The following is a 15,897-nucleotide window of genomic DNA, read 5'->3' on the forward strand; positions in this document are numbered from 1 at the left end:
TCAATGACCGGGCTCTACTTACTAAAACTAGATACGTTTAGCCAATGCATCGCACTTACAGGTGCTTGGGTAGGAGTCTCTGTGATTTTGATGGGAATATTCCCCATTAATTTTTTGAGCATACACAGAATAGTTTCAACGAGTTATCTATTAAGCACCCTCATCTTACACAGCCTTGTGATTATAGCGGGGATAGTGCCTCGGTTTATTTGCCCAAAGCCACTGTTCTATTTGAGCCTGATCAGCTTTTGTAGTGCAGTGAGTTTAACCCTGCAATTAGATTGGACCATATTGGATTTCCCTCCCTGTGTGCCCCAAACACACTTTTGTACTGTTTCAGCCAATATGTGGCTCCAAACTAACTTGAGTATTATTTGGTGTTTAAGCCTAGCCTTTGCAATGCGGCGCCTATCAAAAATACTGTATCATCGCGCCCAAGAACGCCAAATACTTTAGGGTAATCCATGCGCTTAGCAAAATACCTCGCCCAGTGTGGCATAGGCTCACGCCGTGAAGCCTGCCGTTTGATTGAGGCAGGGCGCATCACACTCAATGGCGGTATCGCCCGCCACGCAGATCCCATCTGTTTGGACGAGTCATTAAACTGCCTTGACCGTATTGAGTTTGATGGCAAACCCATCACTAAAACCGAAACGCTCACCTATTGGGTATTTAACAAAGCAGTGGGCACGGATTGCCGTCTACTTGATCAAGATGAAGCGAGCCTCATACACCTACTTCCCAAAGCACCAAGACTCTATCCCGTAGGCAGGCTCGATAAGGATTCCCGCGGCCTGTTGCTGTTAACTAACGATGGTGAGCTGACCCATAAACTGATGCACCCCAGTTTTGCCCACAGCAAAACCTACCATGTGCACCTCGATAGGCCATTCGCAGATGATTTTGTTGAGCAAATGGCCAATGGAGTGAATTATAAAGATGTGCAAGCCCTGCCCTGCCAAGTTCGCCGCCTCAGTTCGGACAGCTTTGAAATCGTGCTGACTCAGGGACTAAATCGACAAATTCGTAGGATGTCCAAGGCACTCGGATATCGCGTTATCGATCTTGAGCGCGTCGCCATAATGACACTGAATTTACGCAAATTAGCATTGGGTGAATTACAAGAAGGGCAAATGCGGCCATTAACAGAATCAGAAATTGCAGAGCTAAAAGCAGTGCTGGCGATGAAATAAATAGATGGTTTGGATTTAAAATTGCGCTAATAGCAGACAATCGTTTAACCCTTTTACTTGTTAGGATAACGCTAGAACGAAACAATAGTTATTAAGAGACGGAGCATAATGTCAAAAATATGTTTTGAAACGGGAATAGATAGACTTAATTGGACTGTCGATACGCGTATTGATGATGCGCTAGAGTTTATTCTGACGAATACTGGATCACGGCAAGGTTGCTTATTAGCATTAAAGTCTCACTATTATGCTAAATCCTTGTTGTCTTGGTTTAAGGATGGGGATTTAGAGCAACTTCGCCAACATGCTTATACGTCGGCTAAGTTAGATAGGCTCTATACTCAGAGGGCTAGCAGCGAGTGGCAAGGTGCATTTTGTCACTTTATGGCACTGATAAGTGATCATGAGCCTTTAATAAGCTGGCACAGCCAGTTTATCTCTCCTCTTTACCGAGTAACAGGCGGGAAAGCAGTGCGCAACCGTGTGGGTTGCCCTGAATATCATGCGTTCCAAGCGATTTTAGCGCTGCAAGGTAAATGGGATTTGTTGGGGGAGCGTGCTGAATATATTTTAGCCAACCCACCGGGTCAGAAAATGGCAAAGTATCAAATTGACCAAGAGTTTTATCTTGCGCTGGCAAAAGGGGATGTACCTGCCATGGAACAGGTATTAAACAGTCTTACGGGCCCGAAAGCTAAAGTTCGCAATTTTGATGGCGCACTGGGATTAACCGAGCATTTAATGTCGTTGTTTGGCTTTATTTACGCCAAAATGGCTTGGCGTGCAGGGTATCAGGTACAGTTGGACAGTCCCTATTTACCTATGGAATGGCTGCCAATATCCCCCCTTACCACATATCGTGATGAATATGATTTTTTAGCTGATTTTGATCTATTTCAGCCTTTTACGAATCAAATGGCGCCTTTTTCGCCAGTGAGTGAAGTGGATAAACGAGTCGATGTTACTGTAGGTTCATCACCCTTTGCCTAATATTGAGAGTTTATATGAGCATATTTGATATTTTTAAAAATAATTCACCAGTAAATGCCGATGGTGATATGCCTGATATCAGTTATCAGATGAATGAATATTCTGCCGATGCTCGTCGTCGTAGTGATATATTTGTCACAGTTGCAAAACAGCAAGACCTTGAGATATTAGCAGGACGATTTGGAGGTGAATATAATAATGAGATGCTTGCAGCAGGTGAGAAAAACGGACAGTTTTTGGTTAATATTGGGTATGAAAACTATTGGTTCTGACGGTGATATTCAGCTTGATAAGCTGTCAATGGGTTCTTTTCTGCAATTCTCTAAGCCTTGGTTAAATATGGTTGTGTATTCACTGCGCTTATCTGGTACACAATTAGCTATTGCGGATAAAATTGAAAGCCACGTAAAAGATGGCTCTATTTCGCTAGCGGTTGCATTTATTGATATGGAGACAAAAAAGCTCAATATTATTCCGTTAACTGTTCAATAATAATGATATAGACATAAATTGATCTCTTAAAGAAAGGTTAGAGAACTTGCCATAGTTAAATCTCTGCTCTCATCTTTTAAGCTAATAATCACACCAATGCTGATAGGCTAGCCATGCTGATTTGTGAGGCGACCGTCCGCCCCATGGACGGGTTTCCACGGATGGACTTTCTGCGAGTCGGTGAGCTAATACCATAGCGCAGCTATCTCAACAGCCATCAGCAAGCCATTACACCCACAAAAAAATAGCGATAAACCCAGTGAGTTTATCGCTATTTTATTGTCTTGTTATCGCTGCATTCAAAGAGCGCTTGAATGCCAGTAATCCGAATAACGCTAGGCCGGACCATTGCTGGTGCGGCAATGGATTACTTAACGATTTCCATCTCGGCTAATAAATTGTCGGCATGATCTAAATACTTCATGACCCACAGCATATAACGGCTGTCGACATGAATAGAACGGTTAATTTCATTATCAAATGCCCAACCGCCGATAATACTTTCATACACACCGTCGAACAATAGGCCGACGAGTTCAGCACGGCCGTTTAAGGTCGGTGAGCCAGAATTTCCGCCAGTAGTATCTAAAGTTGATAAAAAGTTTACTGGTACAGAATCTATTGATTTCATATAGAAATCACCATATTGCTTCTGCTTAATCAGCTCTAACTCTTTCTTCGGTGCATCGAATGGGTCAACACCCGTGTCCTTTTGCACTATGCCTTCAAGGCGAGTGAATGGCACGGCCACTAAACCGTCTTTTGGCGAATAACCTTTCACATGGCCAACTGTGACACGTAAGCTTGAGTTAGCATCGGCATACACTGGCTTACCTTGCTCTAGGTTATAGGCAATAATGGCATCCATATATTGCGGACGCACCTTCATTAGTTCACCCGCTAATTCTTTTTCTTTCTTTTCTTCGGCCATATCTGTGTCATACATAGCGACAGCGAATTGAATGAAAGGATCTTTAGAGGCTTTAAAATCGGCAACGGATTTGTCCATCCACGCCAGACGAACATCTTTCTTACCTAACTCAGTTTTGGCGTACATTTTATCTAAGGTTTTCGAAAGCTTAGCTTCACTAAACTTTTTATCGATACCAAAGGCTTTATCCAATGCGGGTAGGCGCTGATCTTCTGGCAGTGCGGCGTAGCGTTTTAGCATGTCGAGCAATACCGCTTTATCAACGCTTGGCGCATAACGACGGTCAATACGCTCCATGCTGGCTTTTAGACGTGTCATATCACGATCTTGGAAGCCCGGTTCACGCTGCATATCTGGCAGTTGTTTCTCGTTCGCGAGGCGATATAAGCTGCGCGCCGTCGGCAACATAGTCGTGCTGCCTATGTAGCTTAAGATCATGTCACGCTCTTGATGCGTTTTGCCTTTGGCAATCAAGGCATCTAATTCCGCTAAGGTTTTACCGTATTTCGCTTCACGACTGCTGTCTTTGGCTATCCACGCAGCAAGCTTAGCTTCGAGGGCTTTACGGTCGGCCAACATGGTCGATTTGCCGTAAAACTCGATCATCGAAGTGAAGTTTTTCGCGTAATTGGCCAGACCTGCGATTTGACTCTCGTACTTAATCCGCTCGTCGCTGCCCTCTGCCGCGGTTTCTTTAATGATCTCTATAAAGCGTTCACGCAGCATTTTGCCTTCGGGATAAGCCCACTCAAACTCATTTTGAACTTCAGTGGCTGTGCGGTATCTGTTGGTGCGACCTGGGTAGCCTGCAACCATCACAAAATCACCCTCACTCACGCCTTTAGCCGATACTTTTAAGAAACTTTTTGGCTCATAAGGCACGTTGTCAGCACTAAATTCTGCTGGTTTACCTGCTTTAGATACATAAGCACGGTAGAAAGAAAAATCGCCTGTGTGACGTGGCCACATCCAGTTGTCTACATCGCCGCCGTATTTACCCACGCTCGCGGCTGGGTTATAGACTAAACGCACATCACGGATTTCCAATTGCTTAACCAGATAATATTCGAGACCACCGTGAAAGCTATACACTTGGCAACGGTAACCATCTTCTTTTTCACATTCAGCAACTAAGGCTTTCTCTTGGCTTTCAACGCCTTGATAGAAGGCGCTACCCACTTTACCTTCAAGCCCGTTTTTAACTCGCTCAGTGACATTAGTGACATCTTCAGTCACATAGACACGTGAGCCAGGGGTCGCAGGTAATTCATCGGCGAAGGTCTTAGCTAAAAAACCATCCTGCAGCAGATTTTTCTCAGGAGTGGAATTGTATTGAATTGCCCCATAGGCACAGTGATGGTTAGTCACGACTAGGCCCTTTGGCGATACAAATGATGCAGTGCAACCGCCAAGGCTTATCACGGCATTCATCGGGAATTCGGTGAGTTTAGAAATCGATTTTGCATCAATTTCAAGGCCTTTTGCTTTTAGCTCATCAGCCATTGCAGGCAGTTGATGGGGCTGCCACATACCTTCGTCAGCCTGTGCGCCAAAACTAGCGGCCACGGCAACTGTGAGTAACCATTTTTTCATTGTGTTAAGTCCGTTTTATGTGAATGAAGCCACGCGCAAGCTGGGCCATTTTCTCGTTTTAATAGCGTTGTTTTAATTTTAAATAACTGTGCTAAAACCCAGCATCACTCGCTTTAAAACCTAAAAAGCAAAAAGTCAGGCCGGGGCCTGACTTTATCACATGCGACACTCTCTATAACAGACTCTGAAAAACTCGCTTACAAAGCAAATACATTTAATCAAAGTTACCCAGATGTATTCGCTAAAAAGCCCTCATCTATCGCAATGAATTAGATCCCAACAAATAGTTGGGCACCCACAATCACGGCACCTAACAAGCCTGCAATAACTAACGCAACAGATCCGCCAGACACTTGATAACCCCCAAGCTGCGACTGACGTTGACGCAGTGCCATAACAATTGGCAAGAAGATGATCATCACGACCAATGGTACGGCTGCAAATCCCAGTACCGCCACAAAGCCTTCAGGCAAATACAAGGCACACAAAACAGGCGGAATAAAGGTCAGTAACCAAGTTTGAATACGGCCGGCAAACGTTTCTTTGGCGCGAGTTAATTCGGCGATAAAGTCATATAAACTTAAGGTCACACCGAGGAATGAGGTCACTAAGGCTAAATCAGCGAATAATGAAATACATTTGCTGATCCAAGGCGTATGAGCAATATCCTGTAATGCCGTGACGAGTGAAGGTAGTGAACCTTCAAAACTATTCACCTCATATCCGCCTACTGTGCCTAAAGTCACCAATAACCACAGAACATAACAAGCAAGTGGGATAGTCGAGCCGATTAACAACACCTTACGCAGTGATACCGCATCGCCATCAAGATAACGCACTAAGGTGGCGATACAGACGTGGAAACCAAACGAAGTAAACACCACGGGAATTGCCGCCATCCAATTGCTGGTCATCGACTCGGCAATCGCACCCGTTGCCATGCTAGCAATACTGACTTCGGGCAATAAAAATAATACCACCACCACGAGCAATAGAATCATTAACGAAAATAGGAAACGTGAAACTTTATCGACCCAAGCAACACCTAGCGCCGCAAAGCCACCGAGCACGAGTGTAAATAACAACACTGCGACTTGATTATCGAGCACGATATCGAACATGTTCTTCGCTTTAAGCACTAATAGCGATGACCCACCGGTGAGATAAGCCGCGGTCAAGGCAAATAATAAACTCAGGAAAGAAGCACCTTGAATTATTTGACCTTTTTTACCCAGTAACTTACCCGTAATAGCATGCACGTTATCCCCCACGCCAGTGCGTAAGTTAATTTCGAGCATAAGTAATGAGGTATAGGCGGACACGCCCCAAATAACGACGAGTAACACTAAAGCAGGGATAATACCTAAAGCCGCTGTGGCTAAAGGTAACGCTAACATACCTGCGCCAATGGCCGTCCCGGCAACGATGGCGATCGAGCCTAACATTTTTGAATTCACACAATAGTCCTGTTCAATAATTAATTATTATTTTATTTGAGTAAGATTTGAACCGATAAAGCCTTGCGTCTTAAATCGAAATAAGCGACACATCACTTAAAGCATCCAATCAGATCTCGACCTAGCAGATCAATTGGCCCCAATAGCTTTTGAATGTTTCAACCCAGTAGCCATTGAGGCTAACTAAATCGATTATTGAAAAATGGCATGACTTTCAATTGTGATAGCCCAAATTAATGTACCGATATAAGCATCGATTAAATAGATAGTTTGGGACATTAACAGAGCCAAACCCAGTGGGCAAGCCAGTTGTGAACAAAGAAGGGTAGCAAACGGTACGGTAACAACTTAATAGTGCTGTGATAAACGAAAATATACAAGCCAACAAAATCGCTACCTTTGTTGAGAATACCTGTAATCTTGTATTAGGCTCGAATCAAAATAAAGCCGGTCTTTTTCCATCCGATGCAGACAAAAAGGGCTTAAACACACGGATATGTTTAAGCCCAATGATACCTTTTTGAAGCTAGGTTAGCTCAAAAAGTTAATTTACAGCTCAGTCCACGCCATAGCCCAAGAAGCGCCAACACCTGGCTCAAATCCTGTGGCAGAAGCCGACCACTGCACGCAATAGCCGCTATAAGGGAATGGCTTACATTGATACACTTTGCCATTTTTAGGCTGTAACACTGTAGTACCTGCAACGTAACCTTTCACGCCTGCTGGGAATACAAAATCAGCTTCTGGTGCAGGAGCTTGATCCTTTAAGAAGAGATCAAAGTTCTGCTGAATAACATCACCTTGTTTAGGCTCAGCTTTTACCTGCAAATGATAATGCCCAGCTTTAGGCTCAACGACGTCTAACACTAAGCTCGCGCTGGTATTGTTAACAGTTTGGCTCACAAAACCTGACGCGGTGCCATCATGGCTAAACAAATACGCTGACACTAGCATCTCAGCGTTACTGGTTACATCAAAGCTGACCTTCGCCGCACCATCGATAATTTGATAATCGTCAGCAAGTGAAGTGACTTCTAAGCTGTTGCCCGGAGCAGGAGCTAAATCAAATCCGACTTCGACACGCTCAATACCTGAGTTTTTCGCTGTAAAAATGTCATTTTTGCCATACACAGGCTCAATCACACCCGATGCATTTTTTTGTCCCGCTTTTAACTGGGACTGCTGAGCATTAATCGCACTTGCTAATAGGAAAGGCCAATTTTGTTTATCACCTTGAGTCGCATCGCTAATGGTAATGACTGTTTGCTTAGCCGTTTGCTCACCATTGGCGTCAAACACCCGGGTCATCACTTTATCGCCTGCTTTTAGATTGAGTGACGGATTGATATCCCCCACATCTTGCCATTCACTCGGCACAACAGGACCCGAGCCCAAGTTCACATCGATAGCATTGTAGAAACTATTCGTCGTATCTCCCACTTCCCACACGGCCAAGATCACTTGATAACCACTGCGACCTTCTGGCACGTAACAGTCATGGGTCACTAACTTAGGCGGCTGTTCCATGCCACCATCAACTACGCAAAAGGGAGCTAAGTCAAAGCTCGTTCGGCTCAAAGCTTGGTTTGGGTTCCAATCTTGGCGAGTTAAATAGTAACGCCAATTACGGGTGACATGATTTGCTGTGAACTGCCAACTGAATTTATTCCAGCCCGCTTTAATATCCGTCTTTGCCCAACGGCTCGGGCTTTGTTCATCCAAAGGTGAAAAAGCACCATTGCCAGCACTCGCCAGTTTGCCATCAGCAGGACCTGATTCAGGAAAACCCGATGGCCCCTCAACACTTTGTGGCTCCCATTGCACCGCACCACAATTGGCATTTTTACCTGTTTTACAGGCATATGAACGCGATTCAGGTGCCACAACATAACCGTGCGCCTGCGCAGAGATACTCACAAACGCATTCGTCGCCATTACTGCCGCGGCCAATAAACTCAATTTAGAAATAGGGGAAAAAACAGTAGGATTTGCCACTTTAATGCACTCCATTGATTGCCTATCATCCTAAACATAATGATAGGCTTAGATATAAAAGTGGTATTTGGGCAAACAACAGCATTAAACAGCAGTCGTTTATCTTTCACAGAAATCGAATTCTGCGGCAACTCCGCTATCTTAGTTCACTAAAAAATCCATTTACAACCTTAGACCGGAAGCTTTGCGTCCTAACTTTTCAATTAGTTTGCCAAATACAGTCGTTATCATTGAGTCACTACGAGTTAACAGTATGTAACCAAGTAGAAATGACTTGGCTAAATTAGCAACAAAAGACAACGTTGTCAAAAAATAATTCATTTATATTCATTAGGTTACAGAATGTGAATCGGTATTTTTCTGACACCCGTCAAACATTTATCAGTACCTACTGTTATAAACTCGTGCTTGAAACTAAATCTTACCTAGGTATAATGCCCACCTCGCTTCGGGGGAGTAGCTAACTGGATTTCGAGCCATCGTCATCTAGGGTGAACATCAACATACTTGGCAACATGCCATGGTGTTCACAGCAAATCATAGATTTGCCCAGCAAGACCTGAGCACAATGACTGCACCTAGGGGTGGACGGTTTATTGTGCTTATGTCATAACCACCCCTAAAGGATCACACTTGGAAGCCCTACTTGCCTCAACCTTTACGGTTGCTATCGCCGAAATTGGTGATAAAACTCAATTACTTGCACTAATCCTCGCCGCAAGATTTAAAAATAAAACCGCCATTATTTTAGGTATTTTGCTGTCGACATTATTTAACCATTTTGCCGCAGCTTGGATTGGCCAATGGGCGATTAACTGGGTAAGCCCAGATCTGGCACGTTATTTAGTGGCTGCGTCCTTCTTTGCAATCGCTCTTTGGGTGTTAATCCCCGATAAAGTCGATGCAGAAGAGAGCCGTTTCTATAAAATGGGCCCCTTTCTCGCCACCTTTATCCTGTTTTTTATCGCCGAAATGGGGGATAAAACACAAATCGCAACTGTGGTATTAGCCGCAAAATACGATTCATTAACTATGGTGGTTGCAGGCACAACCTTAGGCATGCTGCTTGCTAACGTACCCGTAGTAATCGCAGGCCACTTCAGCGCCGAAAAATTACCTATGTTGTGGATACACCGTGGCTGCGCCGTATTGTTCGCACTCTTAGGCGTAGCAACACTACTGTTCTAGATCATTGATCATTGATCATTGATCATTGATCATTGATCATTGATCATTGATCATTGATCATTGATCATATTCAAGTATGGAAACAAAAAGGCCAGTGATAAACATCACTGGCCTTTCTACTTACAACGGCTTTAATAGAATAAAAAGTGTCGACTTAGAAATGCAATTTATAACCCTAATGCCAGTTTAATACGTTGTCCGTAATCCGCATCGGCTTGAGTAAAATGCGCCACCATACGTTGCTGCACATCTAAACTCGCTTGACTTAATGAACCCGAAATTGTTGCCACTAGGCGCGCTTTCTCAGCTTCAGAGAAGATGCGATACAAATTACCCGCTTGGGTATAATCGTCTTGGTTATAACGACTATAACGCGCCGCTTCACCTTCTAAACGCAATGGTGGTTCGCTAAAGTTTACTGGCTCAACCAAGGCATCAGCAGTGCTGTTCGGGCCATAGTTTGCCGAAGCATCAGCACCAGTTTGGCTGCCATGGTAAGGGCATTGTGTGCCCGCCATCGCACCTGCACGTTGATGGTGATTTGCCTTAGCGGCATGCGGGCAATTCACTGGCAATTGGTTGTAGTTAGCACCAATGCGGTAACGCTGCGCATCGGCGTAGGCAAATAAACGTGCTTGTAACATCTTGTCTGGTGAAGCCCCGACGCCTGGGACCAAATTACTAGGTGCTAATGCCACTTGCTCAACTTCAGCAAAGTAGTTTTGTGGCAGACGATTCAGCTCTAATACACCAATCTCAATTAATGGATAGTCGCTATGCGGCCAAACCTTAGTTAAATCAAATGGATTGATATGGTAAGTATTGGCATCTGCCTCAGGCATAATCTGCACATTAACCGTCCAACGCGGGAAGTTACCATCAGTAATCGCAACCACCATATCGCGCTGCGATGAATCGGGATCAATCCCTTTTAATTTATCAGCCTGTTCATTGGTTAAGTTGACCACGCCTTGCTGCGATTTAAAGTGGAACTTCACCCAGAAACGCTCGCCCTTGGCATTCCACAGCGAGAAAGTGTGTGAACCATAACCGTGCATTTGACGGTAGTTTGCCGGAATACCACGATCCGACATCAAAATGGTTACTTGATGCATAGCTTCAGGATTCAATGACCAAAAGTCCCACATAGCCTGCGGATCTTTTAAATTGGTCTTAGGATTACGCTTTTGCGTATGGATAAAGTCTGGAAACTTAATTCCATCTCGCAAGAAAAAGGTCGGCGTATTGTTACCCACAATATCGTGATTACCACGGGCAGTATAAAAACGTAAACCAAAGCCACGTGGATCGCGCTCTGCATCGGCAGAACCCATTTCTCCACCTACGGTTGAGAAACGAATAAAGGTTTCGGTTTGCTTACCAACACCATTGAAATGGTCAGCAATGGTGTAATCGCTTAAATCTTTAGTCAGCGTAAATGTGCCGTAAACCCCAGTACCTTTGGCATGTACGATACGCTCAGGAATACGCTCACGGTTGAAATGGGCTAACTTTTCAATTAAATGCCAATCTTGTAATAGCAGAGGACCACGTTCACCCGCCGACAGTGAGTTTTGATCGTCGGCCACTGGGGCGCCGTTTTGGCTCGTTAAGTACTGACTTGTTTGATGTTGTTGACTCATGCCCTGCTCCTTAGTCTTGATTGCTGGTTAACCAGGTTTCAATTAAATCGTAAATGGTGGCCATGGTTTATCTCCTTGGCTGGCGACGTGTTGTCGATAGAGCAAGAATAGAGAATTACCACTTGAGAATAAAACGATTAAACTAGATTTGTATAATCTAAAAAAAAGATTAAGAATGAGTTTGGCAAGACAATTAATGAATTACACGGACTCACAGCCAATGGTCCGCTCACATCACTTAGGATACTGTTGAAAAACCAAATAGCTGCTCAGGACAATGGAGCGAAGTGCGGTGCGAGAAAGCGGAGTTAAGCTGATACACTGCCATTAACTGCTGGATAAGTCGGCTTCACGATAAAGCTTAACCAAATAATAAGTGTCAATCAGCACGATAAAAAAGTTAACTAAGGCAACAGGATAAGCCCCAATTGCCACACCGTAGGCCACAAATAAAGCCGCACCAATGAGATTCCACCAGCGCAGTTTCTTAATGTTTGACATCATCAGTGATATTGCAACGACCACTGAAGCTAAATAACCAACCCATTCCCAAATTGTAGAGTTATCCATATTCAATCCTTATCTATATATTATTTAAATCAAACGATTGATACGCCATTCACACCACAGGTAATAAGCTGGCTCATTGCATTTAGCGTTTAACGACAGCCGCCGTCATCCGTGAAATACAAGTCAGTTCACCCGCGCTGTTGTGGATTAAAATCTCCCATACAGAGCTGCGCTTCCCTAAGTGGATAGGCTTAGCCGTAGCGGTTAATACCCCATTACGGGAAGCCCGTAAGTGGTTAGCGTTAATTTCTTGACCGACACAATAGTACTGCTCAAAATCCACCGCGAAATTTGCCGCATAGCTGGCAACGGTTTCAGCAAGCGCGACATTCGCGCCACCATGCACTATGCCCAAAGGGTTATGCACCGCCGGACTGGCTGGCATAGTGGCCTTCATGTAATCGTCGCCAATCTCACTGATCTCAATTCCTAAAGTCTGCATCAAGGTGCCTTTGCCACCCATACCGGCGTCTAAACGCGCGCAATCCTCTAACGTTACAGCTCTAAACCAAATACTCATTGCAACTTCCTAGTCAATAAAACCAATCAGCAGTTTACTGTGAAGTGGATGAAGTTCAACTAGTTTACTCTCAGCTGGTCACATCAATATCGGCAAAAATAAGGCTCAAACTAACCAAGATTTAGTGGTACTTAGCTGACTAAACCAGACAAGAAATAATCCCCATACCACGACTACACTTGGCATAATTAACGCGTCGGCTCCTAGCACCACAGCCGCTTGCTGAATGCAAAATACATAGGTCATTTGCAACAAAATAGCGATAAGCGAGGCGACCAGCACTTTATAAGCAATTAATTTTCTGAATAACAATAATAGGCATCCTAGAACCCCTGAAACCACGGCAAAGCCAAACACAGCATCAACCCAAATTGGCGTCGTTTCATAGAGTTTAATTTGATCTGGGCTCATCTGTGCGAGTGCATCTGGCGTCATAGTCATTTGCATCACAAAAGCCATCAGCCCCATGATATTCCACAACAAACTGAGCGTTGCGACAAAGTAAAACCACAGTGGCGCCTTGATATTCATGGTTTTCAGCGGATTTGAGGTGGTATCCATACTCACTCCTAATAAAAACTGAAAAAAAAAGATAAAAAAGGGATGGTTAACCATCCCTTTGTTTCAGTCTAGCTCACAAATTGCACTTGTGAGTTAACCACATGTACAGGTTAACGGCGACGACGCTGCAAACCAAACAAGGACATCAGTGCTAAACCTAAATAACCTAAAGCACCGCCATCATCTTTAGGCTTTGGCTCAGGTTTTGGCGGCACTACTGGCGCAGGATAACTTAAAGCAACAATCACAGGATCATGATCCGATGCAGAAAAAGCATTTTCAGATTTAGCCAGATCACCAGAGAACTTCTTACCGTATTCAAACAGGCTAGATTCCACTGAGTTGATATGCCAATCTTCAATATCCACTAAACGTTTGGCTAGGCTAGCATTGGCTAAAGCATGATCTAAGTTACCTAACTCGCCGTTATAGCTATAAGAGAAAGTGCTTGCACCGTGGGCTTTCGTGTTCAAGTTGATAAAGCCATAACCTTTTTCAATCTTGCTGCCTTGGCGCTCAAACACTTTGCCGTCGAGCGTCGTCCACGAAGCGGTCAGGATGTCACGCTCTGACTTGCTCGCATCGAAGTCGGTTAGTACACGGATAGGATCCTCCATACCATAGGCATTCATATCACCGATGATCAGTAAGTCGCCTTTCACGTCTTTTAGCGTTTCACCCAAGACTTTGGCTGCAGATACGCGGAAAGCATTACACTTGCCCTGTTGATCGGCAGGATCAACTGACTCTTCGAAGTTAGCCCAATCTTCTAAACAGCCTGAGCCTTTAGATTTCAAATGGTTAACGACTACGGTCAGAGACTCATCATGGATTTTAAAGGTTTGCGCTAAGCTGTGACGTTGATAAGCATCATTGCCAGGGTTAGTCTCAGTTTTGCCATCTTTTGTGCGAGTCACGCTGCCAGCACTGGCGTGCTGTTCTGGAGTACCGATAACTTGTGCAGCCCCTGCTAAAGCCACTTTACCACCACGGTATAACATGCCGACAGTAATCGCATCTGTGCCAAAGTACTTGCCGTCATACTTATCAGCATCGGTGATTTCAACAAAGCTATAGGCGTTTTCAGGCGTCTGCTTGTCATTTAGTGCATCGACTAAATCCTTAATCGCACTCTTCTCACCAAAACCGTTGTTAGCAATTTCCATCAAACCGACGATATCGGCGTTCATGGCGGTAATAGCGCTAACGATTTTAGTACGTTGTAGCACCATTTCTTCCAGCGTTAGGGCGCCACGGTTACTGCCTGATGGATTGGTATCGCCACCATCAACATCGTTAAAGAAGTTCAGCACGTTAAAGCTAGCCACGCGCAGATCTCCCTTAGTTGCAACACTTGGGGCTTCGGTTCTATCGTCACCACGGATAAAATCACCCGCTGTAATAGTATTAGTCGCCACTAAACGATAAGCGCCGTAGCTGTAACCAATCACACCTTGCAGGTTAGTCAGTTGATCGCCAACACGGATGTAACCCGTTTCCACATTGAAATCAGGGAAGTATGGAATAACACCATTGGCAGGCTTGTAATCGGATTCGATAAAGAGTTGGTTTTCGCGGTTAGATTTAACTAATGCCGTTGCTTCAGCAGAAAGCGCTGGATACAGCTGTGTCGGCTTCATCAAAGGTGCTTGATATGACACTAGCATGTTATTGCGACTACCCGCATAGTCGAAGCTGAAGGTGCGGCTGATTTTAAGATCGCTGCCCGCATCTAAGGCCACATTCATGCCTTCATAGCGCTCTAATGCTTGCGCTAAGGTTTCGCCATCGGCCACATAGAAAGGTGCGGCAACAGGGACTTCACCCTTAGCGCCAACATCAAATTTCTTATCGGCTTTAATATCAATTTGAGTTAGGCCAAAGTATTCTTTCACTTTACCCTGCACACACACTTCAACCCCTGGTTGAATCGCTTCAGGTGCAGCTTCACCTAAGAATACAAATACACCATCAGAGGTATACGGTGAGTTATCACCCTTAACTTCTTGTAAGTAAAAACCTTTAAACAAGCTTTCACCACGGGCAGTCACTACGCCACGCACAGTCACTTCGGCTTCAGATTCGAATGCCCCTGCTGGTACAAATGGGCTCGACTCGCCCGCACCTTGTACTTGATAAATAGGCACAATTTTAGCGCCAGTACAGCTAAAGAGCGGCACTTCTGGCTCAGCAGGCGTTTCTAGAGAACCTAAACCAGAGAAGGTATCTTTAGGTAATTGTTCCCACTGGGCGGCATTAAATACTGTATTCGCCACTAACGCATCTAATTTACGTTTTAAGGTAACGTCTAATCCCCAACCCGTTGGCGTCGGCACATCACCAATAATATCGATGACTGCATCATCTTTCATTAAGGCAACCGCATCACCGCCATTAAAACTTAAACTACCAGAGTAACTATCAACCCCTTGAGCAACAGTAATAGTACCGCTAGTATTTAAAATAACTTTTGTCGATTTTGCTGCAATAGTTTGACCACCTAAAGCCACCATATCCGACGCAACAGTAGCACCATCTTTATAACGAACCAGTTTATAACCCGCGAGATCAATTGCCGTATCGCCGCTGTTATACAGTTCAATCGCTTTATTATTTGAGCTACCTTCAACATATTCGGTGATCATCATATCTGCGCTTGCCATCATAGGCAAAGCCGCTGCAACAGCTAAAGAAATAGCCGTTAATTTATTAACATTATCCATATCATCAACCCCATTATTATAATATTGCCGCTAACTTCTAT

At 44.4% G+C, this 15,897-nt stretch carries 13 protein-coding genes and 1 riboswitch; of the genes, 5 read left to right on the top strand and 8 right to left on the bottom strand.

Annotated elements, in window-relative coordinates; genetic code table 11:
* Positions 1 to 464 precede the first annotated feature (464 nt).
* The 4 genes from L5M18_RS02490 to L5M18_RS02505 all read left to right on the top strand — a co-directional run bounded on the left by L5M18_RS02490 (position 465) and on the right by L5M18_RS02505 (position 2,675).
* Positions 465 to 1,193 (top strand): 23S rRNA pseudouridine(2604) synthase RluF, encoded by a 729-nt coding sequence (locus L5M18_RS02490; protein WP_263195864.1) that lies wholly within the window; start codon positions 465 to 467, stop codon positions 1,191 to 1,193.
* A gap of 108 nt (positions 1,194 to 1,301) precedes the next feature.
* Entirely contained in the window at positions 1,302 to 2,183 is an 882-nt protein-coding gene (locus L5M18_RS02495; RefSeq protein WP_012588422.1) for an Imm49 family immunity protein, read from the top strand.
* Positions 2,184 to 2,197: 14 nt separating this feature from the next.
* A complete protein-coding gene (locus L5M18_RS02500) occupies positions 2,198 to 2,455 on the top strand; it encodes a hypothetical protein (protein WP_263195865.1) in 258 nt (85 codons plus the stop codon).
* A complete protein-coding gene (locus tag L5M18_RS02505) occupies positions 2,436 to 2,675 on the top strand; it encodes a hypothetical protein (RefSeq protein WP_263195866.1) in 240 nt (79 codons plus the stop codon). The genes L5M18_RS02500 and L5M18_RS02505 overlap by 20 nt, the downstream gene beginning before the upstream one ends.
* Positions 2,676 to 3,042: 367 nt before the next feature.
* Here L5M18_RS02505 and L5M18_RS02510 read toward each other — a convergent pair whose 3' ends face one another.
* The 3 genes from L5M18_RS02510 to gbpA all read right to left on the bottom strand — a co-directional run bounded on the left by L5M18_RS02510 (position 3,043) and on the right by gbpA (position 8,651).
* On the bottom strand, positions 3,043 to 5,199 hold the full coding sequence (locus L5M18_RS02510) for a S46 family peptidase (RefSeq protein WP_263195867.1): 2,157 nt from the start codon (positions 5,197 to 5,199) through the stop codon (positions 3,043 to 3,045).
* Positions 5,200 to 5,468: 269 nt separating this feature from the next.
* Positions 5,469 to 6,644: an aromatic amino acid transport family protein gene (locus L5M18_RS02515; protein ID WP_173248682.1), complete on the bottom strand. Its 1,176-nt coding sequence runs from the start codon at positions 6,642 to 6,644 to the stop codon at positions 5,469 to 5,471.
* Positions 6,645 to 7,205: 561 nt separating this feature from the next.
* Positions 7,206 to 8,651: an N-acetylglucosamine-binding protein GbpA gene (gene gbpA / locus L5M18_RS02520; protein ID WP_263195868.1), complete on the bottom strand. Its 1,446-nt coding sequence runs from the start codon at positions 8,649 to 8,651 to the stop codon at positions 7,206 to 7,208.
* Between the two features lie 123 nt (positions 8,652 to 8,774).
* A riboswitch (cyclic di-GMP riboswitch) is annotated at positions 8,775 to 8,874 on the bottom strand.
* A gap of 410 nt (positions 8,875 to 9,284) precedes the next feature.
* On the opposite strand from gbpA, the gene L5M18_RS02525 reads away from it, so the two are divergent.
* Positions 9,285 to 9,839: a TMEM165/GDT1 family protein gene (locus L5M18_RS02525; RefSeq protein ID WP_106651452.1), complete on the top strand. Its 555-nt coding sequence runs from the start codon at positions 9,285 to 9,287 to the stop codon at positions 9,837 to 9,839.
* A 167-nt stretch (positions 9,840 to 10,006) separates the two neighbouring features.
* Here the strand turns inward: L5M18_RS02525 and katB are convergent, their stop codons facing one another.
* From katB to exeM, 5 genes are all read right to left on the bottom strand, one after another.
* Positions 10,007 to 11,482: a catalase KatB gene (gene katB, locus L5M18_RS02530; RefSeq protein WP_263195870.1), complete on the bottom strand. Its 1,476-nt coding sequence runs from the start codon at positions 11,480 to 11,482 to the stop codon at positions 10,007 to 10,009.
* Between the two features lie 327 nt (positions 11,483 to 11,809).
* A complete protein-coding gene (locus L5M18_RS02535; RefSeq protein WP_263195871.1) occupies positions 11,810 to 12,052 on the bottom strand; it encodes a YgjV family protein in 243 nt (80 codons plus the stop codon).
* 82 nt (positions 12,053 to 12,134) lie between these two features.
* Complete coding sequence (locus tag L5M18_RS02540) at positions 12,135 to 12,572, bottom strand: PaaI family thioesterase (RefSeq protein WP_028761594.1); 438 nt, start codon at positions 12,570 to 12,572, stop codon at positions 12,135 to 12,137.
* 105 nt (positions 12,573 to 12,677) lie between these two features.
* Positions 12,678 to 13,133 (bottom strand): hypothetical protein, encoded by a 456-nt coding sequence (locus tag L5M18_RS02545; protein ID WP_113939851.1) that lies wholly within the window; start codon positions 13,131 to 13,133, stop codon positions 12,678 to 12,680.
* A 110-nt stretch (positions 13,134 to 13,243) separates the two neighbouring features.
* The gene (exeM, locus tag L5M18_RS02550) at positions 13,244 to 15,856 is read right to left on the bottom strand and encodes an extracellular exonuclease ExeM (protein WP_263195872.1); all 2,613 of its coding nucleotides are present in this window, start codon (positions 15,854 to 15,856) and stop codon (positions 13,244 to 13,246) included.
* Positions 15,857 to 15,897 lie beyond the last annotated feature (41 nt).

The sequence above is a fragment of the Shewanella sp. SM20 genome, from assembly GCF_025654545.1.
GTDB lineage: Bacteria > Pseudomonadota > Gammaproteobacteria > Enterobacterales > Shewanellaceae > Shewanella > Shewanella oncorhynchi.